The 22466-nt window shown below is 38.7% G+C and carries 13 protein-coding genes; 7 read left to right on the plus strand and 6 right to left on the minus strand.

The features are described from left to right. The first annotated feature begins 68 nt into the window (after positions 1–68). Together FNN08_RS15875 and FNN08_RS15880 are read left to right on the plus strand one after the other, a co-directional pair. Positions 69–1055, plus strand: a complete 987-nt coding sequence (locus FNN08_RS15875) for a zinc-dependent alcohol dehydrogenase family protein (protein ID WP_143587470.1) — start codon at positions 69–71, stop codon at positions 1053–1055. Between the two features lie 67 nt (positions 1056–1122). Continuing rightward, positions 1123–1926, plus strand: coding sequence for an SDR family NAD(P)-dependent oxidoreductase (locus FNN08_RS15880; RefSeq protein ID WP_143587471.1), 804 nt, complete (start codon positions 1123–1125; stop codon positions 1924–1926). A gap of 42 nt (positions 1927–1968) precedes the next feature. Here the strand turns inward: FNN08_RS15880 and FNN08_RS15885 are convergent, their stop codons facing one another. The 5 genes from FNN08_RS15885 to FNN08_RS15905 all read right to left on the minus strand — a co-directional run bounded on the left by FNN08_RS15885 (position 1969) and on the right by FNN08_RS15905 (position 9434). Further along, the gene (locus FNN08_RS15885) at positions 1969–2802 is read right to left on the minus strand and encodes a LytR/AlgR family response regulator transcription factor (protein ID WP_143587472.1); all 834 of its coding nucleotides are present in this window, start codon (positions 2800–2802) and stop codon (positions 1969–1971) included. Between the two features lie 22 nt (positions 2803–2824). Next, a complete protein-coding gene (locus FNN08_RS15890) occupies positions 2825–3940 on the minus strand; it encodes a sensor histidine kinase (RefSeq protein ID WP_185962698.1) in 1116 nt (371 codons plus the stop codon). A 107-nt stretch (positions 3941–4047) separates the two neighbouring features. After that, the gene (locus FNN08_RS15895) at positions 4048–5019 is read right to left on the minus strand and encodes a glycosyl hydrolase family 17 protein (RefSeq protein WP_185962699.1); all 972 of its coding nucleotides are present in this window, start codon (positions 5017–5019) and stop codon (positions 4048–4050) included. Between the two features lie 24 nt (positions 5020–5043). After that, positions 5044–5931, minus strand: coding sequence for a glycosyl hydrolase family 17 protein (locus FNN08_RS15900; RefSeq protein ID WP_143587473.1), 888 nt, complete (start codon positions 5929–5931; stop codon positions 5044–5046). A 47-nt stretch (positions 5932–5978) separates the two neighbouring features. Then, entirely contained in the window at positions 5979–9434 is a 3456-nt protein-coding gene (locus FNN08_RS15905; protein WP_143587474.1) for a hypothetical protein, read from the minus strand. 456 nt (positions 9435–9890) lie between these two features. On the opposite strand from FNN08_RS15905, the gene FNN08_RS15910 reads away from it, so the two are divergent. The 5 genes from FNN08_RS15910 (at position 9891) to FNN08_RS15930 (ending at position 19194) form a co-directional block, all read left to right on the plus strand. Continuing rightward, positions 9891–12665: a family 16 glycosylhydrolase gene (locus FNN08_RS15910; protein ID WP_143587475.1), complete on the plus strand. Its 2775-nt coding sequence runs from the start codon at positions 9891–9893 to the stop codon at positions 12663–12665. 124 nt (positions 12666–12789) lie between these two features. Beyond that, positions 12790–15750 carry a TonB-dependent receptor gene (locus tag FNN08_RS15915; protein ID WP_143587476.1) on the plus strand — a complete coding sequence of 987 codons (2961 nt, stop codon included), beginning with the start codon at positions 12790–12792 and terminating at the stop codon, positions 15748–15750. A gap of 104 nt (positions 15751–15854) precedes the next feature. After that, entirely contained in the window at positions 15855–17411 is a 1557-nt protein-coding gene (locus FNN08_RS15920) for a tryptophan halogenase family protein (protein WP_143587477.1), read from the plus strand. Positions 17412–17458: 47 nt separating this feature from the next. After that, complete coding sequence (locus tag FNN08_RS15925; protein WP_143587478.1) at positions 17459–18181, plus strand: SapC family protein; 723 nt, start codon at positions 17459–17461, stop codon at positions 18179–18181. Between the two features lie 8 nt (positions 18182–18189). Beyond that, positions 18190–19194 (plus strand): cupin-like domain-containing protein, encoded by a 1005-nt coding sequence (locus FNN08_RS15930; protein ID WP_143587479.1) that lies wholly within the window; start codon positions 18190–18192, stop codon positions 19192–19194. 113 nt (positions 19195–19307) lie between these two features. Here the strand turns inward: FNN08_RS15930 and FNN08_RS15935 are convergent, their stop codons facing one another. Then, positions 19308–22274 carry a di-heme oxidoredictase family protein gene (locus FNN08_RS15935; protein WP_143587480.1) on the minus strand — a complete coding sequence of 989 codons (2967 nt, stop codon included), beginning with the start codon at positions 22272–22274 and terminating at the stop codon, positions 19308–19310. Positions 22275–22466 lie beyond the last annotated feature (192 nt).

Consider the following 22466-nt stretch of genomic DNA (forward strand, 5'->3'; position numbering starts at 1 on the left):
AAACTATTACAAGTATCTATACTGTTTACAGTTTAAAAAACACACATCACCTTAAGGAGCGTGCTCGTATGAAAGCAATGATTGTCAATGAATTTGGTGGACCTGAAGTATTCGAACTTGCCGATATTGATAAACCAACAGCTAAGCCAAATCATGTGTTAGTAAATATTAAAGCAACAAGTGTTAATACTGTGGACACCATGATCCGTCAAATGGGTAGTGAGTTACCTCTTTCACCAGCGGCTCCTGCTATTTTAGGAATGGACTTTGCGGGTATTGTTGAGCAAGTAGGTGAAGGAGTTACTGAATATAAAGTAGGTGATGAAGTGTATGGTTGTGCCGGTGGCTTAGCAGATTTACCAGGCACTCTTGCAGAATACATAGTGGCAGACGCGCAACTTATCGCTTTAAAACCTAAAAACTTAAATATGGAACAAGCTGCAGCATTACCTTTAGTAGGTATTACTGCATATGAAGGATTAATACGTTCAGGCATTAAAGCAGGTCAAAAAGTATTAGTTCATGGAGGCTCTGGTGGTGTTGGTCATGTTGCTTTGCAGCTAGCCAAGCATTTTGGTGCAGAGGTTTATTCGACTGGAGGTGGCGAGGCTCAACTCGCTCTTATCAAACAATTAGGCGCTAAAGCAATAAACTACAAAACAGAAACCGTAAGTGACTACGTAAATCAATATACACATGGTAACGGCTTTGATGTGGTTTTTGACTCTGTTGGTGGTGAAAATATGCTTAACTCCTTTGAAGCTGCTGCGCTAAATGGTCAAGTAGCTTCAACTGTTGCATTAGTAAACATTGATTTATCAGTGGCACACTTTAAAGGCTTATCATTAAATGTAGTGTTTATGTTGATCCCTATGCTGCATAATATCAAACGTCAACAGCACGCTAGCATCCTAAAAGAGCTTGCTAGCATTGTTGAAGCCGGAGAGTTAACACCTATACTAGATACAAAACCGTTTTCATTAAGTGAGGCAGGTAAAGCTCATGAGCGCTTAGCAAGTGGTAAAGCCATGGGTAAAGTTGTTATTAGTATTTAGTAATCACAATTAGTAGCTGATTGTAAGAAGATGATGACTTTGATCAGCTATTGATAAAAGGTAAGTTATGAAAAATATTTTTATTACCGGTGCCACTGATGGTATTGGTTTAGAAACGGCAAAGTTATTAGCCGAAAAAGGACATAATTTAATTATTCATGGCCGCAGCGCTGAAAAATTAAAATCCGCTGAACAACAATTACGTTCGATTAACCCAACAATTAAGATTAATACTTATTTAGCTGATCTAGCAAATTTTACACAAGTAAGAAAATTGATTGAAGCGATTACAAATGCCAATAAGACTATCGACGTTATTATTAATAACGCCGGAGTATTCAAAATAAGTAATGCTATGACAGCAAGTGGCATAGATGTTCGCTTTGTTGTTAATACCATTACTCCGTTGATAATTACCCAAGAGCTTTTACCGCTGCTTGCAGCTGATGGCAGAATTGTTAATTTATCATCGGCGGCACAAGCGCCTATTGATATTAACGCCTTATCGGGCAAAGTTAGTATTGAAGATGAGTTTCAAGCTTATGCACAAAGTAAGCTTGCCATTACGATATGGTCACAAGAGCTAGCCAAGTTGTTAACTCCTAAGCAAGTAATTGTCGCTGTTAATCCAGGTTCTTTGTTAGCCAGTAAAATGGTTAAAGAAGGATTCGGCGTAGCAGGTAACGACCTAAGTATTGGAGCTGATATTTTGATCAGAGCAGCACTTGAAAATGAGTTTGCTAGCAATTCAGGTAAGTATTTTGATAACGATATTGGAAAATTCAGCTCTGCTCACCAAGAAGCTGAAGATACACAAAAATGTCAGCGATTAATGACTGCATTAGAGCAAATTGTAAAGCAACATAGTTAGAGCTCAAAAATCAGCTTAGGCAAAGAACGCGTAAGCCAATGCTTAAACATCAGTAAGGAAGTCTTTAATGACCTCTCGGTAATTACGACTTACTTTTACTTGATCATACTCGCCAAGCTTTAAGAAAAATTCACCTTTGGTATGAGGGATAACCTTTTGAATGAAATTCAGGTTTACGATGGTAGAGCGATGGACGCGTTTAAAGATTGCTGGATCGAGTTCATCAAGTAAGCTTTTTAATGTACTTCTTTTTATATGAGTTGCGCCATTAGCATGTAAGCAAACATAATCGCCAGCAGCATCGACCCATTCAATCTCAGATTGCTTGAGTAAGGTTATATCATCTCTATCTTTAACCACTACTTTTGGTTCAACATTGGCGTTAAAACCTGCTGCAGGTTGCTCATTTAAATCGTCAGCTAAAGGAAATCTGATAATCGTTTGTTCACGCTCATTAATTGAATCTATGGCGCCGATAATCCGGTTTTTATTGTTTTCACTTTCACCACGGTTAAATCGAGATAGTGCTCGTTTAACGGCTCTTTGAATGTGCTCTTCGTCAATTGGTTTTAAGATGTAATCTACAGCATGCACATCAAATGCATCTAAAGCGTATTGTTCAAAAGCAGTGGTAAAAACCACCATAGGAACTATATCTGTTTGTAGCTTTTCAATAACACCAAAGCCATTGACCCCAGGCATTTGAATGTCTAAAAATAATAAATCAGGCGCTAAATCTAGTGTCGCCTCAATTGCTTCACGACCATTTTTACATTCCGCGATAATTTCCAATTCGGGAAATTTCTCTAATTTAGAACGCAACAGCTTTAGTGCAAGAGGCTCGTCATCAACAATGATAGTTTTTAATTTAGTCATATTATTTAGTTTATTATAGTTATTATACTTTTGCTGCAGATTCAAAAGGTATTGTTATAGTAGTTTTTAATCCACCCGATGCCGTGATATTTAACTCAAAAGAGTAATTATCTTTATAAAGCACTTTTAATCTTTCGTCTATATTTCTTAAGCCCACACCACGTCCTTGCGATATTTGTAATTTGCTTTTGCCTAATTTAATTCCAGAACCAGTATCGGACATACCAAGAACCAATTTATTATCGACAATTCTAGCTTTGATACTGATAGTGCCCCCTTCTTCATTTTGGGCAACAACATGTTTCATTGAGTTTTCAATTACAGGTTGTAAAATCAAACTAGGAACTCGCGCATCTTCAGCTTGCGTATCTATTTGAAAATCAAGCTGTAAACGTTCACCAAAACGTGTTTTTTCAATATCTAAATAAAGATTAAGGGCATTAAGTTCGTTACGCAGGGCAATTTTATTATCGGGATTATGATCAAGAGAATAACGTAAAAATTTACTTAATTTGATCGTCATTGATTGCGCTATTTTCGGCTCTTGTGCTTCAATTAATGAATTAATCGCATTTAACGTATTACATAAAAAGTGAGGGTTTAATTGGTAGCGCAACATTTTTATTTGCGCATCTCGAGCAATAGTTTGTGCCGCGATTCTTTGTTCTAATTCATACTTTGCATCGGCCTCTGCGCTGAGCATAATTTTATGCTCTATTTGTGATAATTGATAATATTTCACTCCATGAACTAAGCCAGTCCAGCTTAAAAACACTAAGATACTACCGAAATACCAGCCACCAAAATCATTCCAAATATCATATTCTGGTGTCATCATGATAAAGGCCTGCATACGCATAACTGTCCAGGCAAAAGAAATCACGATAACGCCAAGAAGAACCACTACCAAGCGATAGCGCAATGAATGTTCCCAAAACGCAATAAACACACGATATAAAGGTATAGAGAGTAACAAGCCAAGACCTGATTGCACGATTGTGTGAGCTAAATTGGCAAAATTAAACTGCGCATACCACACGGTTAGCGTTGATAAACTAATTAAACATATAAATGCCCAATAGCTGCATTGCATAAACCAGTACTGATAGCTCTGATCATTAGCTATTTTTTTTAACATTTAGGCTCTCTATTACCAATTGAGATAAACTAAGTAGAATACATATTTTATCCTACTCAAGTTCAACAGCTAATACTAGCAATTTAAAATCTATTATTAACAATAAGTTAGCAGTTCTCAATGGCTAAATTAGAAAGCTCTACTTGATCACTGTCAAATTCATTTGCACTAGCAAATAAATCATTCATAACCAATTTAGGCTGTCTATCAACTGTAAATAGTCCCCAATGTTTCTCCGGCTCTTGCGGATGTTCCGATCCTTTCCAAGGTTCATCAAATGCTTCAAAAACAAAAGTGAGTATCTGCTCTTCATTACTCCAATCAACCAATTGCTTGTAGTAACTCGCTTGAATTTCTTGTGATGCATTCCATGGTTCAATACCACGGCCATTAGACTGAGTTGTCCAACCCGCCTCCGTAATAACAACAGGAGTATCTGGATATTGATTTGCAACAAAATGGTAGTTTTGCTTGGTGTAGTCTAGTGCTTCATCAATGGATTTATATTCCCAAGCAGGATAGGTATGAATTGAAATAAAATCTAATTCCGCCACTAAATCAGCTAGCTTATGGACCCAAGGAATGTAATTTTCACAGAAGGTAACCGGTTGCTTAATGTTTGCTTTAATACGATGTACAAAGCTAATCAGTCTATCTACAGGCACCATATGATCAGTCCAATCAACACTTGCCTCATTTCCGATAGATACTGAAAAAATAATGTCTTGGTATTTTGTTGATAAAGCAATTAACTTATCAATATTAGCAATATTTTGTAGTTTATTTGCTTGTAATTTTTCGTCACTGTAATCGGCTCCCCAAGGACAATTTGGGTTGCTCATTTCAGCGCCAACATCAGCACCTAGCATAACTTTTAAGTCGAGGTTTTCATTGCTAATAACAGACAAGGTTAGCTCTGCATGAGGGCCACAATCGTATAACCGAATGTAGTGCCAGTGTTGTGTTAAAATCAGTAGATCTTGTTTTATCTGTTCATAGCTAGGGTAAATTCCTTGGCCAGGCCCTTGCCCTTCTCGATAGCCTGAGTAACATATTGCATTAGCGTGAGTAATATTCATTATTTTTTACCTGTTATAGTTAATTCAAGCGTATTTTAATTTACCGTCTTTATCCCATAAGCCCCAATAAGCACCAACGTCACCTTCATCAGCTACTTTCCAAGCTTCATCGAATGATGAAAAATAGAATACATCTATGTCATCATTTTCGGCCCACATATAGGTATTAACAAAATATTTAATGGCGTTATCGGTAGAAGGTATAGCCCCATATTCAGCAGTGCCGACATTTGGCCAACCAGTTTCTGTAATAATCACTCGCTTACCATTACCGGCTTTAAGGGCTCGTTGATACATATCTTTCATATACAGTAATGAATACTCAAGCGCACAGCCTTCCCAAAAAGGGTAACAATTGGCTAAGATTAGATCACAAGCTTCGGCGACCTTTGGGTGATCTTCAAACTCATAATAAGCATCTACATAACCTACTTCGATTTCAGGCACGGCTTGTTTAGCACGCGTAATATAATCAATAAGCTGCTCTTGCGTTAAATCACCACGTAACAACACTTCATTGCCGACAGCAAGAATATCGGCATGTCCTGCCTTAGCAACTTCAATGGCATTAGTAAGCTCGAGTTCGTTATTGGCTAAGTCATCATCTAACCAAACCCCAACCATAGTCTTTAAGCCTTGCTTTTTAGCTATTTCAGGGATGTATTGATTACCTTCAGTACATGAAAACGAGCGCACCCAATTAATATTTCCTTTAATTATCTGCAAACGATCTTCTATTTGTTGTTTGCTTATTTGACTGCCTGGTCCTTGCCCTTCTACATAGGGACTAAATGAAATACCGTGAATTTTGTTTTGTAAAATTTCAGCGGCGACAGTTTTTAACTCATCCGTCGATAAACGGTTGTAGTTTTCACCAGCTAAAAACTGTTTTTTATAAGAATTACTCGACACCTTGTGCTCCAATAATATTAATATTTTTTATGGCTAATAAAGTCATGCTATTGCACGAATAAACTGCTAGCAGATACTTTTAATGTAATACGACGAATAAGCCCCGCTTTAGTAAAAATCAACGAGCTTAAGTCGGTAGACAATGTGTTACCGTCAATGATTTTTTCGCTAGAATCGTTAAATGAAACCGTTAATTGCTCATTAACGTCTTCATTGTTGGTAAGTTGATAAACAATTGGTATCTGACACCAAGTAAAAGCTAAGGAGTTATTGGCTAATAAGATTTCCTGCCAACAATTGTCTATATCTAAAAATTTAAATTTGCGCTGTGTTGCCGCAAACTCTTGGCTGCGTAATAGGCTTGGTAAAAATTGCACTTCGCCATTATTTACACGAATGCCTAACTCACCAAAACGAGTTAATATTTCTTCTTTTACTTGCCCTGTCATCCCCGGTTGCTGTGCACCGGCATGCTTAGGTGTGTGAGAATATGGGTCGGTAGGGAATGCGCCGTATTCACTCGGCGATTTATTAAACCCGATACCTTCGCGCACTTGATAATAAAGGTTTGCTAATTGCTGGCTAACCTCTGTATTGGCATTTGTCGCTATGGCATTAAAGTAGTTTTCTTGTACCGCTAAAAGCAACTTAGATACCATGTGCCAATAAATACAACCCAAGCCTTCAAAACCAAACATACCACCAGAGCGACCAGTAAATTCTTGATGATTAAATACTGATTCAAAAAGCTCGCTCAGTGCTTGTTTACTTTGCAGTAGCTCTGGGATTTCAGAGCTCGCGATTACATCTATTTGAGCAATTAAATCGCTAACATTTTTAAATGCACTATTAAAACGATAAGTACCTTCAATATCTTGTTCAATGATTGCTGTGTTGTTACTTTCTAAGAGATTTAATACACCAGGTATTGCTTTGAGTTGTTCACTATCGATAGTGTTTTTCGCAAGAAAACTAGGCAATTGACGATCAGGATAAAGCATAAAAGTCTTTTGATCGTTTCGATAGACATCACTCGCAAATAAAGACTCAACAACCTGTGCAGCTTCTTTAGGGGCTAACACACCTGAACTTAAAGCAGCTACTTGACCTTCAAGCATTGGGTATAATGCGTCGATAGATAATGATTCAGGCTTTAATGCAAGTAAATTGTAAGCATTATATAAACCGTCGCTACGCTTGTTAAATGCAATGGTTTTATCAATGGCAATAAGAGCATCACTTAATAATGTTTGTACATCGCTTACTGATTGCTCAGCTGTGCCACTAAAGCCACCATTTTTATATACGGTTAAACGATAGTTACTGGCAAATTGCCCTAGTTCATTTAAGCTAGCAAAGCGCTCTTGTGGTGTTAACGCATCCGCTTTAACCAGTTCACTCAGGTTGGTAATTGCTTTGGCTGTTTGAGCAAACCATTGGCTTACTTCTGCTGACAAGGTAAACGAACCAGTTTGTTGTGATAACAGGGTTTGCAAAAACTGAATATAGCGGCGTAAATAAGATAAGGTCACCATAGATAAACCTTGACCAACCAAGGCATTATTGGCGTCGTTCCATTCAGGCCTTTGAGTGTTTAACCAGATGCCTCCATCAACAACAAAGTTGCTTAATTTAGACAATAAAGTTACTAATAATTTTTCAAATAAATTAACTAAATATACTTGCCCATCACTGGCTAATAAAAGCTTACCGTCAGAGCCTATTTCTGCCACTCGCTTTTCTATTTCAGCAGCTAATTCATCATCATATTCAACGGTATCTTTAGCGTTAATAAGTAAGTCAGAAAAAGCCTTTATGCGATATGGTACGTTAGCATAAGTAAATATTGGCTTAGTTAAGAATTCAGTTAATCGCTGTGGATGGAATTGCGCGGAAAGCTCAAGCATCTTTTGCAAATAAATGATTTGGTGATCGCCCCAATAGCCAATATAACTCCAAGGATCAGCTGGGTCTTCAACTTCCCAATCAATTCCTTCTTTCGTGACACGGTACGGGTTATAACCATCTATAGTTGAGGCATTAACAAACTTACAAATTATATTTTCAATAAATTCAGGATTACTAAAGGTTAATGCTTCCCAGTTTTGGAAAATATCACGCCAGTTGCCCTGATAAGTTAAAATTCTTTCATCATTTTCATCGGTAAGATTAATGGCAAACTGATTCCAAGGTCGACTTGGATCGCCATGTCTTCGACCAAACATAATCGGTAAATATTCATAGCAAAGGCGCTCCAACTGAGCTGAATTTTGCTTTTTAACCAATGCAAGTAAATCAATAAAACTACAATGCGCAGGAAGTATAGACAAAAACTCTTGATGCTCAGTAAATACGCCTTGGTTAAATTGCTTTATGGTTGCGATAAAGTCTTTCTTGGTTATGCTGTAATGGTTATCAAATACACCGCCGCGCAATAAATTAAACTGTACGTTAGCATAATGGTGCACCGAGACTTCTTCTTCAGCCGTACATTGGAACGCATCGCCAGATGCCATTATGCGCGCTAAATCATCACTACCATGTGCTATAGAGTCTTTAATTTTTTGTTGCAGTTGTTCAGGGTTATTAAGTTGCTGCTTTAACGCAACGGCTTGTGCTTGGCTTTGCTCAACATTTGCGATAATTTGCCATGTCTGAGAGCTACCTGCTGCTAAATCTAGCTCACCGTTAACCATATATGCACCACGTATACCGCGCTTGTGGTATTCAGCGGCAACATCTTCGCCAACTAAGTAGCCAGCTATTTGTTCTGTTGAAATAAGTATCTTGCTATTGCTTAAACCTAAGCTAAACACGGTATTAGCATTTAATGATTCACACGGCTCGGCTCGATCTGTGATACCTGAGAAAAGGGTAAAAAAAGCTAATCCAGTTTGCTTATCAACTTCCGTCCATTTATAGGCGTCAACTAGATTACTTGAATTGGTTTGCGTAAACCTTGGTGTTCCGGCTGGCAAAATATTTTGTAAGCCATCTAAAACATCTACCTTAACTGCTGTTGAAGCTTCATTAATAAGTTCGCTTTCACGCACAAAGCCATACTCATGACTCAGCATCCATGTGTAACGATAGGAAAGCTTAAGATCGTGATTAACTTCTTCAAAGCAGAGTTTGTTGCCTAAGGTATTTTTATAAATATTGCGCGATACATTAAAGTTAGTATTTTGCTGTTGATTAAATGGTTGCCACTGAACTTTTTGTTCATCTGTTACAACTCTAAAGATGGTTTTAGAACCCGTATTTAAATAATCATCGTGGATCTTATCAACGGTTGTATAAGGGAATAACGCTGTATCAGGAGATACTCTACCAGCTGTTAAGCCACCAGTTGTAGAAATAAATAGCCAATGGTCACTGTTTGAAACCAAGCTAATAAAAAAAGGGCCCATTTGATCCATATTACAAATTTCGTAATAACGCTCAGTGCCCATGGTAACAAAACCGCCCGAAACTTGATTCTGCTTAAGATTATATTTGGTCATAATATTTTTAACTTATTAGTTAACGAGTTAATGGAAAATCTTTTAATTAGTTGCGTAAGTTTTAACTATCACAATCTTCAATAAAGCAAACATGAATCTTCAAATTTATTTGCGCAATCAAAACAAGTTAAAACGGACTCGGTTTGCGACCAGAAGAACTTTAAAAATTATTTAGAGGCTTATTTACAAAGCGAGTAAATAAGCTCGAACAATTAAAATCATTGAACTTTTTTAAATTATTTAGAGGCTAGTCCGTTTTAACTTTTCCCCAATCCGCTTTACCGTATTTTAATTTTTAATGAAAAATATCTGTGCTACCACTAACAATAAGGAATTTACAAGCAGTTAACACTAAGACGACTATTTACATAAATAAGTAAGTTTTTCATCGCAAGCGTTAATTAAGTTTTTATCAATATATAGAACAATAATATTCACATCTCTTGGGGAGATAACATGAAGACAACAGGTAGCGTAAAACGAAAGTCACACGCTTTCGCAACTTTAATCAGCGCATCAGTTACCCTAGCCTTATTTGGCTGTGATGACACAGAAACCAAAACAGATTTCAATGCAGTAGATTTTGTACAACCAGCGCCGACAGGTAAAATAGTTACTGATAACAAGTTAAGTTCAGATTGGAAAATGGTATGGAGCGATGAGTTTGACGGTGACACTATCGACCCAGACAAATGGTTTCATGAAGTAAATTGTGCAGGTGGGGGTAACAACGAAAATCAGTGTTACACCGACAGCCCTGAAAACTCATTCGTTGCTGATGGCAACTTAAATATTGTAGCTCTCCCTGCAAACGATACGTCAGAGAAAGATTATACTTCAGCACGCTTAAGTACTAAAAATTTAGGCGACTGGAAATATGGACGCTTTGAAATGCGTGCAAAAATGCCATTTGGACAAGGTACATGGCCAGCCTTTTGGATGTTACCGACAGATGAAGTTTATGGTGGCTGGCCAAAGTCTGGTGAGATTGACATTGTCGAGACTGTGAACTTAAAAACTATCAACGATGAGGGAGTTACTGAGTCTAATGTATATGGCACATTACATTACGGTAAAGCCTGGCCTAAAAACGATGAATCAGGTAAAGCTTATTCATTACCTTCCGGACTTAACCCTGCTGATGAATTTCATACTTATGCAATAGAATGGCAAGAAGGCGAAATTCGTTGGTATGTCGATGGTTATTTATATCAAACACAAATGGCATCGGATGTTAGATATAACTCTAAAGATCAAGCTGTTGGTTTAAGACATCGTGGTTGGTATACCGAATATTACAACCTTGTAACTGGTGAGTTAGAAACTCATTGGGACGCAGCTCCATTTGACCAAGATTTTCATTTATTACTTAATTTAGCTGTTGGTGGCGATTGGGCCGGCAACGTTAATGATGGTGGTATTGACCCTGCAGCATTCGCTAACGGCCAAGCATTTGTAATTGATTATGTTCGCGTTTACGAATGTTCAGCCAATCCTGAAACAGGTAAAGGCTGTGAAACGGTTCGAGCTGGATATAAAGACGCAGATGATGCATTAGTTACCGGCGCTGCGCCAATTCCTAGACCTCCTTCAACAGGCGTAGCTGTTAATTTAACCATCTTTGATACCGTTGAGAATCCGAGTTGGCCAATATGGGGCGATAATGGTGAAATTGAACCAACGATTCAAACTGATGATGAAGCTCACGGTGAGGTAGTCGAATTTTCAATTGGCGATACAAATACAGTAATGGGTTTTAATGTGTTTGAGTCTGATGCGCCACTTGGTTTTGACGCTTCTCCAATGATTGACGCCGGCAATGTTAGTTTTGAAATGAAAGTTGTAACACCACCAAGCAATTCAAGCGCAGAATGGTGGTTTAAAATCGAATCCAATGGAGCTGAAGAAGCTGTCGAATTAAGAGTGACAGAAAGCGTTGAAGGTTTAGCGCCAGTAACAGGCGAATGGCAAACTTATACCTTTAGTTTGCAATCTCTTTCTGACAAAGGTTTAGATTTAACCAACATCGATGTATTAATGCTCTTCCCTACCTGGGGCTCTGGCTCAGGCGCCGTATATAGAGTAGATAACGTAACAATTGCTCAAGAAGGCGTTGTTGGCTCTGGTCCAAATACTCCTGAACTAACTCTATTTGAAGATGGACCAAACCCTGATTGGGCTCCTTGGGATTGTTGTGGAGGTTCAACACCAACTGAGCAAACAGATGGTGATAACGGTAACACGGTTGAGTTTGTAATCGGTTCACAAGCAACCGTTATGGGCTTTACTGCTAGCGAACCAGATAAAGCGTTCGATGGCTCAGCAATCATCTCAGATGGTGTTGTGCAATTTGATATGAAACTAGTTACGCCACCAACAAACTCTGAAGCAGTTTGGTTATTCAAAGTTGAAAGCACAGGTGGTGTTGAAAACGGTAATGAAGGTGCGGCTGCTGAATATAACTTAACTGAAAGTGAAGAAGCTGTAGCGCCAACAGTGGGCGAATGGCAAACCTATACATTCAAACTTTCTGATTTAGCTGCTGCCGGTATAGCGATTGATGATATTACTACCATCATGATATTCCCTTCATGGGGCTTAGGTGAAGGTGCAGTATATCGCGTTGATAATGCAAGAATTTATTCTCCAAGTGGTGAAAGCTCAGACGACGATTCTACGCCACCAACAGGAGAAGATAACACACCAGCTCCGGGAACGTTATTCGCTGATATGGCTGCCACTGGTTGGGTGTTGTGGGATTGTTGTGGTGGTACTACTCCATCATTAGAAATAGATGATGCAGACCATAATATGGTTGCTGAATTTACTATCGGCGCACAACCTACAGTAATGGGGTTAAACACTCGCTCAGGTATTGGCGGCGGTGATGCCAACTTTGACGCTAGCGCATTATTAAGCCAAGGCGTGGTGCAATTTGAAATGAAAGTGGTTAATGCACCAAATGATGCTAGCTCATATTGGTTATTTAAAATTGAAAGTGGCGGCGGTCCTGACAATGGCGGTAAAGCTGTAGAGTTGGCATTAACAGACAGTAATGAAGGTGTTGCACCTGTTACTGGGCAATGGCAAACCTATACATTTGCTTTAGACGATATTGCTAATGCGGGACTTGATATTAGCGACATCGATGTCGTGATGATATTCCCTCTATGGGATACAGGCGAAGGTGCAGTTTATCGAATCGATAATCTAAAAATCGCTAACCCATAGAAACCCTAAAAGGGTTATTTAAAAGAATATTAATGTGCTAGGTGTGGCTCTAAAACTACAAATAAATTAAGACATACGCTAGCAAGACATTGAACATAAATACTTAAAAAATAAGTAGGAAAATATGAAACAAGTTAACTTTAATAAAAAACAACTTGCTGTCGCAATATCTATGTTATTAGGTAGCAGTGTTGTAGCACCAACCTATGCCGAAGAAGATGCAAACGCTGAAGCTGCAAATATTGTTGCTGATACAAATGAAGATGAAATTGAAGTCATTGAAGTATCAGGTATGCGCGGTTCATTAGTTCGCTCTTCAGATTTAAAACGTAGCAGTTCGGGTGTTGTTGATGCAATATCTTCTGAGGAAATGGGTAAATTTCCAGACACAAACTTAGCGGAATCACTGCAACGTATTACCGGTGTTTCGGTAAGCCGTGCCAATGGTGAAGGTAGTCAGATCACAGTACGTGGTTTTGGTCCATCATTTAACTTAGTTACATTAAATGGGCGTTCAATGCCAGGTACTGGTAACTCTCGCTCATATAATCTTGAGAATTTATCTTCCGAAGGTGTTAGCACATTAGAAGTTATCAAAACAGCTAGAGCCGATACTCCAAGTGGAGGCTTGGGTGCAACAGTAAATATAGTTACTACTCGCCCTCTAGATTCTCCAGGCCTAAAATACTCTTTAACAGGTAAAGCGATACATGATACATCGAATGAAGAAGGTGATGATGTTACCCCTGAAATAGCGGGTATTTTTAGTAATACTTTTTCTGATGAAACTTTTGGTGTGGCTTTATCATTCTCTCATCAAGAGCGTGATTTCCAACAGCAAAGTGCGCAAATTGACGGTTGGCAAGCGGATGTATCAACGGGTGCTGCAAGCGGTGAAAATGCGATTGATAACCGTCCAGAAGATTTAGAAGGCAACAAATTAGGAAATACTTTCTTCCCTCGAAATATGGGTTACAACTTTGCCAACGTCGAAAGAAGCCGAACTAATGGTCAGTTAACGTTACAATATGCACCTACTGATAATTTCATTACAACTGTTGATTATACTGCTTCAAAAGCAAAAACAGCCAATGAATCTTTAGCTTTTGGTGTGTGGTTCGTATACGGCGGTAACATCAATGAGTATGAACTTGATGAAAATGGTACAGCGGTTTACTTTAATGAAGCAAATAATGATTACGCTCACACAACTCGTCAAAACACTACAGAAGTTGAAGCGGAATCAATTGGTCTTAATTTTGAGTGGCAAGTAACTGACAACCTTGGTCTTGAGCTTGATTATCATAACTCGACTAACGATTTTAATGATGGTGCTGATAGTGGTAGTGGTTCTAACCCATTCTTAATTTTAGGTGCTAATAATCTAGACTCTAAAAGCTATTCATACCAAGGTGGTGAAGTTCCACAAATAGAGCTGTTTTGGCCAAATGGTGCAGAAGAAGCAAATCCAGCTGATTACGAAGCTCAATTTGGTGAGTTTATGGTCAATACTGGCGAGTCTGAAATTGACCAATTACAACTTGATGGTATTTGGGAAAACCCATATGACGGCTTCTTAGTAAACATAAGCTTTGGTGCATCTTATACCGATCAATCAATAGAAGGTAGTTTTGCAACTACTGGTCAACAAGGGCCTGTTGGTTATGCATCAGATGGGGCTGTATTCCCTGACAGCATGTTTACTAGAACCAGTACCGGCGGATTTTTAGATGAATTAAGTGGTGGTGGTAGCGATCTTACTACCAACTATTACTATGATTACAATTTCAACGAAGCCGTATCTAGAATGGATGCATTCTTCCCTAACTTTGAAACAGATCCTTGGGCGCCAAGTTCAGTTAACCCAAATCATCGAGAGTCTTATGCTAAAGTAGAAGAAGAAACTACCGCGGTCTATGTGCAAGCAGCACTCTATTTTGATGTGTACGACTTTCCAGTTGATGTAAATTTTGGCTTTAGATACGAAGAAACGGATGTTACCAGTACCGTTAGACAAAACGTTGAAGACAAACTGATTTGGATAAGTGCTACCGAGTGGAATTTGGCTTATCAAGATGGCTTTGGTTTAGTTGAAACAACAGGTAAGCATGATGTATTTTTACCAAGTTTTGATATTAAAGTAGATATCACCGATGACATAGTGGGTCGATTCTCTACCGGTAAAACAATCAGTCGCGCACCTTTAGGTAACCTAGCCGGTGTTCGCACACTTTCATCTTCTCCTAAACCGGGATCTCGTACTGGTAGCTCTGGTAATACCAACTTAGAACCTTTTGAGTCGACAAATATCGATCTATCGTTAGAGTATTACTATGCCGAAGGAAGTTATGCATCTATTGGTTGGTTCCAAAAAGATGTAAAAAACTTCATCTCTAATAGTAGTTCGCAAATAACCGTTGATGGCTTACGTGACCCGTATATTGGTCCTCGTGCAGAAGCAGCTCGAGCTGAATTAGGCGCAGGTGCTACTGAGGAAGAAATATTCAACCACATAGTTGCAAATGGCGGTGGTAATGCCTTGGGCCAAGTGGAACAAGTCGATGCTGACCCTTTAACCGTATGGGATGTATCACAACCAGCTAATGGCGATACTAAAAAAGTTGATGGTATCGAAGTAGCTCTTCAGCATTTCTTTGGTGAAACAGGCTTTGGTACCGCAATTAACGCGACCTTTGTTGACGGTGACGTTGAATACGATGTTTCTCAAGTAGGTGGTGAAGAACAAGCACCATTAAATGGGCTAAGTGATTCGGCTAACTTCCAGGCATTCTATGAAAAAGATGGCATCTCAGTGAAAATAACTTACGCATGGCGTGATGAATATCTTATTGGTGTTGGACAAGCTGGTGGTTCAGCCGATGCTCCTCCACAGTTTGCTAAAGAATATGGCCAATGGGATGCAAGTGTTAACTATGACATTAATGAACAGTTCACTGTATTTTTTGAAGGTGTTAATTTAAATAATGAAACTGAGCAAGGTTTTGGCCGTTATGAAGAGCAATTCTTATTCGCTCGCCAATATGGTCCACGATACACTTTAGGTGCTCGTTACACATTTAAATAGTCAATTTAACCGTTAGTTAAATAAAATAAATAGGCCTAGATTGTTAAATCAATCGGGCCTATTATACCTTTAACAGTTAAATTTATTTGGGAGTATTTACCCTTTTGAATCAAGAAATTAAGCGTATAGTTATTGTTGGTGGCGGCACTGCTGGTTGGTTAACAGCAGGTATCATTGCAGCAGAGCATAGCGCTGATGGTAATAGCGATGTTGAAGTTTGCCTAGTTGAGTCTCCAGATGTAAAACCTGTTGGTGTTGGTGAAGGTACTTGGCCAACGATGCGCGGTACATTAGAAAAGATAGGGGTAACTGAAACAGACTTTATCCGCCAATGTGATGCATCATTTAAACAAGGTGCCAAATTTGCTAAATGGGTCACAGGTAAAGAAGATGATTTCTATTATCATCCACTGGTTTTGCCACAAGGTTATGCTGATATAAATTTAGCCCCTTTTTGGCAACCACAATCAGATAAAGTGACCTTTACTAATGCGGTCAGCTTTCAAGGACATTTATGTGATCATGGTTTAGCGCCAAAACAAAATACCACACCAGAATATGCTCATATTGCCAATTATGCTTACCACTTAGATGCCGGAAAGTTTGCTGTTTTTCTACAAAATCATTGCACAAAAAAACTCGGTGTTAAGCATATTCTTGACCATGTAGTTAGCATCAACAATAATGAAAGTGGTGATATAAAATCATTATCTTGTAAAAACCAAGAGGATATCGAAGGCGATCTATTTGTTGATTGCAGCGGTTTTTCTTCGCTATTACTGGGTAAGCATTACCAAGTGCCCTTTATCAGTAAAAAGCATATTTTGTTCAATGATAGTGCCCTTGCTGTACATGTACCATATGAGTCAGAACAAAGCCCTATCGCCTCACACACTATCTCTACCGGTCAAAGCGCTGGTTGGATCTGGGATATAGGTTTACCATCTCGCCGTGGTGTTGGTCATGTCTACTCTTCTCGTCATATTAGCGACGAGCAAGCGGCTGATGAGTTACGCGAATATATTCGTGAGAGTGTCGGTGATAAAGCCGATCAATTAGAGTTTCGTAAAATACCAATTGAGCCTGGTCATAGGCAAAAATTTTGGCATAAAAATTGTGTTGCGGTTGGCTTGTCTGCTGGATTTTTAGAGCCTTTAGAAGCCTCGGCGTTAGTACTTGTTGAATTAAGTGCAGCTATGATAAGTGAGCAATTACCAGCTAATCGTCAGGTTATGGATATTGTTGCCAAACGATTTAACGATAAATTCTTGTATCGCTGGGATCGCATAATCGATTTTCTCAAGTTGCACTATATTTTAACTAAGCGCACCGATACCGAGTATTGGCGTGATAACTGTGATCCTGAATCCATACCTACAGAGTTGCAAGACTTATTAACGCTATGGAAGTATCAATCACCTTATCATCAAGATTTCACCCAAGTGGACGAAGTATTTCCATCGGCAAGCTATCAATATGTATTGTATGGTATGGGCTTTAAAACTGAGCAACCATTAAGTGCCAAACAAAAATCCATGATCGATACCGCGATGGAAAACTTTCAGAAAAATGCAAAATTAAGCCATAAATTACTTAGCGTATTGCCAAGTAACCGAGATTTAATTAATAAAATTAAAGAGTTTGGTTTACAAAAAATCTAATGTTAGATTGGTAAACAAACCAAATAATAAAAAGCCTAGGATGTAGCATGAGCAATCACCAATTATTAAATAATATTACCCATAAAGACTTACATATTATTTGCGAACACCACCCTAAATATGGTGATACCGCCAGTTACACTGGAATTATGCTAAGTGAGATAGATTTAGTACAAGGTGATTACCCTATTTTTTTCCGCAAAAACACCAATACAGGTCAATTTGAATGTATCGCTTTATTTGGTTTAAGCGCCGATGAAAACTTATATCTTGATGATAATGGTTGGCACGCGAGTTATATCCCATTAACTATTCGCAGACGCCCATTTTTAATTGGTTTTAGTGAACAGGAAATTGATGGCGAAATTAAGCAAGAAGCCATGATACATGTTGACATGGATAGCCCAAGAATAAGTACAACTATGGGCGAACCGGTATTTCTACCTCAAGGCGGGCAAACAGAATTTTTACAGCAAGCAGCCACAATTCTTAACGAAATTAATAATGGCCATGAACAAACTAAGCGCTTTATAGAAGTTTTACTCGAACATGATTTGATTGAAAGTGTTAATGTTAATATCACTCTAAAAGATGAAAATTCAATTGCTCTTAATAGTTTGTATACCATTAATAGTGAGAATCTAGCTAAATTAGATGGCTCTGTATTATCTAGCTTACATCAACAAGGATACATCAAAGCAATGCACATGATACTGGCATCAACAGCAAACCTTAATGATTTAATCGCTAAGAAAAATGCGTCATTATAAATACCGTTATGCTCAATATTAAACAACAAGTAAAGCAACTAACCATATCACCGGATGAGTTAACTGATGAGTTACTCACCTCTACTACGCCCCTTATATTTAAGGGCTTAGTTAAAGATTGGCCATTAGTTAAAGCAAGTCAGAGCTGTGATATTGAAGTAATTGACTACATTAAACGCTTTTATAATCAAAACCCTGTAAAAGCTATGATAGCGCCAGCAAATGTTGCTGGTCGTTTTTTTTATAATGAAACTCTTGATGGCTTTAACTACACTCGTAAAACAACTCAGCTCGATACAGTCTTAGATCAAATAGCAGCCGCTGCTAACGATGACAAAAGCGATAGTTATTATGTTGGCTCTGCATCCATAAACCACATAATGCCTGAATTGCGTAAGCACAATGATATTGACAAACTTAGCGACAAGCCAATTGTAAGTGCTTGGATTGGCAATCAATCAAGAATTGCCGCTCACTATGATGTTACCGACAATGTAGCCTGTGTTGCTGCAGGTAAACGAAGGTTTACCTTATTTCCACCAGATCAGCTCGACAATTTATATATAGGGCCAATTGACTTAACTCCGGCAGGACAGCCTGCAAGTTTGGTTGATTTTGAAAATGTAGATTTTGATCAATTCCCTAAATTCAACACAGCACTTGAGCATGCGCAATTAGCAGAGCTGGAAGCTGGCGACGCGATTTTCATCCCAAGTATGTGGTGGCATCATGTTGAAGGCTTAAGTGATATTAATGTATTAGTAAATTATTGGTGGCGACAAGTAGATCATTTTTTAGGTGCGCCAATGGACGCTCTAAATCATGCTTTATTAGCAATTAAAGACCTACCAAAAGAACAAAGAAATGCTTGGCGTGATATATTTGAGCATTATGTCTTTGACCCCAAAGAAGCTACCCATATTCCCCAGCAACAACGCGGAGTGTTAAACCCTATTGATGAATTAACCGCGCGCAAGCTAAGAGCAATATTGTTAAACAAGTTAAATCGATAATTTAAACTAACTCCACAAATTACCTGTTCATAAACAGCATTGATAAAACATAAAAAAAGCCACTAATAATAGTATTATTAGCGGCAAAGGGGCGAGAAATAACTAAATAAAAGTTAAAGGGAATTTAAGAACTTCAATAAATCTTGTTTATTATCACTGCTCAGTTGTTGATATTTTGTATTTGAGGATTGCCCTTCTCCACCATGCCATAAAATAGCCTCCTCAATGGTTCGCGCACGACCATCATGCAAATAACTATGTACAGGCGTACATACTTCATTGCCTTGACCACCTATAGTGTTAATAACGCCACCGGTAACACATGCCGATAATCCTATGCCCCATAAAGGCGTAGTTCGCCATTCTGAGCCTGTAGCAAGGCCTTCACCTAAGTTATCCGCTAAACCAGCACCCATATCATGTAAAAGCATATCGGTATAAGGATGAATAGTTTGTCCTGCAAGCTCTCTTAATGGATGGTTCTCACTAGTTGTTAGTGTTTGAGTATGACAATCGGCACAGCCAATGCTAGCAAATAGTGCTTTACCATTTTGCACTTGTGGATCGTCCAAGGCCCTTTGCGCTCTTACACCAAGTAGTGAAATATACTTAACTAAATTATCTAAATGCTCATCGGCTAATTCAACGTCATTAGTTCCGCAGCTACCTTGCGCTTTTTGATTTGTTCCACAATCAGGCGTAGCAAGAACGCTGGTCATTACCCCCATATCGGTATTTAAAGCCGCTGCGACTTGATGTTCAATGCTACTCGTACCCGCTTTCCAACCAAATCGGCCCAAACGAGTTTGCTTAGTTACAGGGTCTATTAGCTTTTGCGCCTTACCTGAAATACCAAATGGTGCAACTTTATCGTCAATATCTTCCATAGCCAGTATATCGGCTTCAGGTATTGCTTCCATTAATCCCAAGCCCACAAGTTGCGGAGCGATGCGAGCAGAAAATTTAGCCGGTGTGCCACTAGAAAATTGATAGCTAGGTGAGCGTAAACCGTTTGCTTCGTTCCATGCGGCTATCGAAACAGTACCTTCACTCGTTACATTGCCCACAGTATTTGGTTGTAAAACACTGCCACGATTTACATCAGGGTTACCGTTACTGTCGGCAATTTTAAACACCCACTTATCTAAGTTTTCTCCAACTTCTGCAGGGGCTGCTCGCCCATTACGCTCATGACAGCTAGTACAACTGCTATTGATAAAGTGCGGCCCAGCTTTACCTGATAATTCATTAAACCTACCGTTGGCAGGATCTTCATCATGCTGACCATCAACAAATGAGGTATGTAACACTCTGCGGCCAAGTACAAATGTCTGGCCATTAACGGTAGATAAATTTGTCGCCATTTGCATAAAATGATCGTTTGGCTCATTGGTGTATTGATAAGGTAGCGTGGTGTTACCACCTAACCATCCTGCAACATCAATTGGATGTGAATTTTCACGCTCTGTTGATTTAATAGCAAAGTCACCAACTGTTTTCCATGGAACCATGCCACCTTTACCCACTTGATATAAATATGTGGTGCCATAATAGTTAGCACGACCTTCAGGTACGCCATCTAAAAATTGACTAATTTCTATTTCCATATGCTGGCCAATTGCAAGCGGACCTACACTACCATTGAGTGCTCTGTAGTCTTTTATTACTAATGAGTATTTGTATTGATCGCCACTAGTGCTTATTCGTTCTAGATCATTGTCGAATGTCCCTTTGCCTTCAACCACAACTTCAGGCTCATAATTGCCGTGATATTCAGCGACAGTATTCATTCCTGAGTACCAAGCTCTAAATTCAAGTGCAGCTAGTTTCCACTCAGATACCCATTCAACTTTAATTGTCGAACCACCCTTGGCCACATAATCAGTAAACTTTATTCGAGCAGTACGGTGAGTCCAATAGTGCGATAAGTAGTGATCATATTGCTGGAATTGATCTTCTTTTGCATGTCTGTCTCTGCCACGATCGGCAAACTTAGTCACCACTGCATCGGCAGTTTCATAAAGGATGGCAGGTTGTTGAATTGTAGCTTGATTATATAAAGGCACTATGTCGCCAAGAATGTCTGAGCTAGGTATATATTCTTGTATACTCCAACCATTAATACTGTTGCCATTTTGCTCGCCTGGGCTTTGATCACCAATGAAGTAGTATAAAGGCTTGCCTTCATATGCTGCTTGTAATGCACCATCGTTACGAACAACCGTTGTTAAATTATCAACTCCGCTAGCCACAAGATCGGTAACTAATAAAGGCGGCCAGTTTAGTGCACATCCACCGTTACATGCACTGCCATCATTAATTAAATCATTTGCAAATACATAAAGTGTAAATCCTGGGTTAGAGGCATCTTTACCAGCAACTAAATTTACGCCATTATCAGACACTTCCTCAAAGGTGTTTACTTGCGTATATGGTTGAATATCCCAGCCATTTACACGACTACCTTGTTGTTCACCTACTGCATTATCTAAGCTAAAGTAATATAAAGGTTTACCATTATAGGCAGCTTGTAAAGTACCATCCTTTCGCACCACAGTTGTTAAGTTATCTACACCTGTTGCCGTATTATCGCTTACTAATACTGGAGGCCAATTTACTGCACAACCATCATTACAAGCACTGCCATTATTGCTAGAGTCACTGGCGTAAACATACAAAGTATAACCGGGCTTACTCGCATCAGCGCCAGCAACTAATTTAGAATCATTTACCGCAACTTCTAAAAATTGATCTAATACCGCACAACCGACAGAGTCTACAATTACATTAGCTAGTGAATCTGAACATTGATCAACTGTGTCTAATATTCCGTCATTATCTGTATCAATATTTCCTTCTGGCAGATTAGTTGTGTCATCTGCGTTTTCTTGCTCACCATCACTACCTTCGGTATCTGTTTTATCTTCGCTATTGTCGGTATTTTCAACTGGCGTAGGCAGCACTTCAACTTCAGTTGTCTCGGTACTTCCTCCACCACCACAAGCTGTCATTGCAAATGCAACAATAAATAATGAAATGAGTCTAAAGGATTGAGTTTTGATGCTGCTAAAAATTCGCATTTTATTATTTCTATAATTATTAGTAATGCAAATACACTATTAAACGCTTTAAAAGTTAGCAATATAGAAAAGCTGAAATGGATTTGCCCTGAGATTAAATGGACATAAGGAGTTTTTAACATTCAATGGAATTAATACTAAAACCTATAATAAAAAAGCACTAAATTATTAATCTAGTGCTTTAATTTAAAA

Source organism: Thalassomonas sp. M1454, assembly GCF_007097525.1.
In the GTDB taxonomy this organism is placed as follows: domain Bacteria; phylum Pseudomonadota; class Gammaproteobacteria; order Enterobacterales; family Alteromonadaceae; genus Thalassotalea_A.

Excerpts from the sequence above, each read along its gene's own strand:
- FNN08_RS15935 (WP_143587480.1), bottom strand. The coding sequence starts at position 22,274 with ATGCGAATTTTTAGCAGCATCAAAACTCAATCCTTTAGACTCATTTCA.
- FNN08_RS15910 (WP_143587475.1), top strand. The coding sequence starts at position 9,891 with ATGAAGACAACAGGTAGCGTAAAACGAAAGTCACACGCTTTCGCAACT.
- FNN08_RS15880 (WP_143587471.1), top strand. The coding sequence starts at position 1,123 with ATGAAAAATATTTTTATTACCGGTGCCACTGATGGTATTGGTTTAGAA.
- FNN08_RS15915 (WP_143587476.1), top strand. The coding sequence starts at position 12,790 with ATGAAACAAGTTAACTTTAATAAAAAACAACTTGCTGTCGCAATATCT.
- FNN08_RS15895 (WP_185962699.1), bottom strand. The coding sequence starts at position 5,019 with ATGAATATTACTCACGCTAATGCAATATGTTACTCAGGCTATCGAGAA.
- FNN08_RS15875 (WP_143587470.1), top strand. The coding sequence starts at position 69 with ATGAAAGCAATGATTGTCAATGAATTTGGTGGACCTGAAGTATTCGAA.
- FNN08_RS15885 (WP_143587472.1), bottom strand. The coding sequence starts at position 2,802 with ATGACTAAATTAAAAACTATCATTGTTGATGACGAGCCTCTTGCACTA.
- FNN08_RS15925 (WP_143587478.1), top strand. The coding sequence starts at position 17,459 with ATGAGCAATCACCAATTATTAAATAATATTACCCATAAAGACTTACAT.
- FNN08_RS15905 (WP_143587474.1), bottom strand. The coding sequence starts at position 9,434 with ATGACCAAATATAATCTTAAGCAGAATCAAGTTTCGGGCGGTTTTGTT.
- FNN08_RS15890 (WP_185962698.1), bottom strand. The coding sequence starts at position 3,940 with ATGTTAAAAAAAATAGCTAATGATCAGAGCTATCAGTACTGGTTTATG.
- FNN08_RS15930 (WP_143587479.1), top strand. The coding sequence starts at position 18,190 with ATGCTCAATATTAAACAACAAGTAAAGCAACTAACCATATCACCGGAT.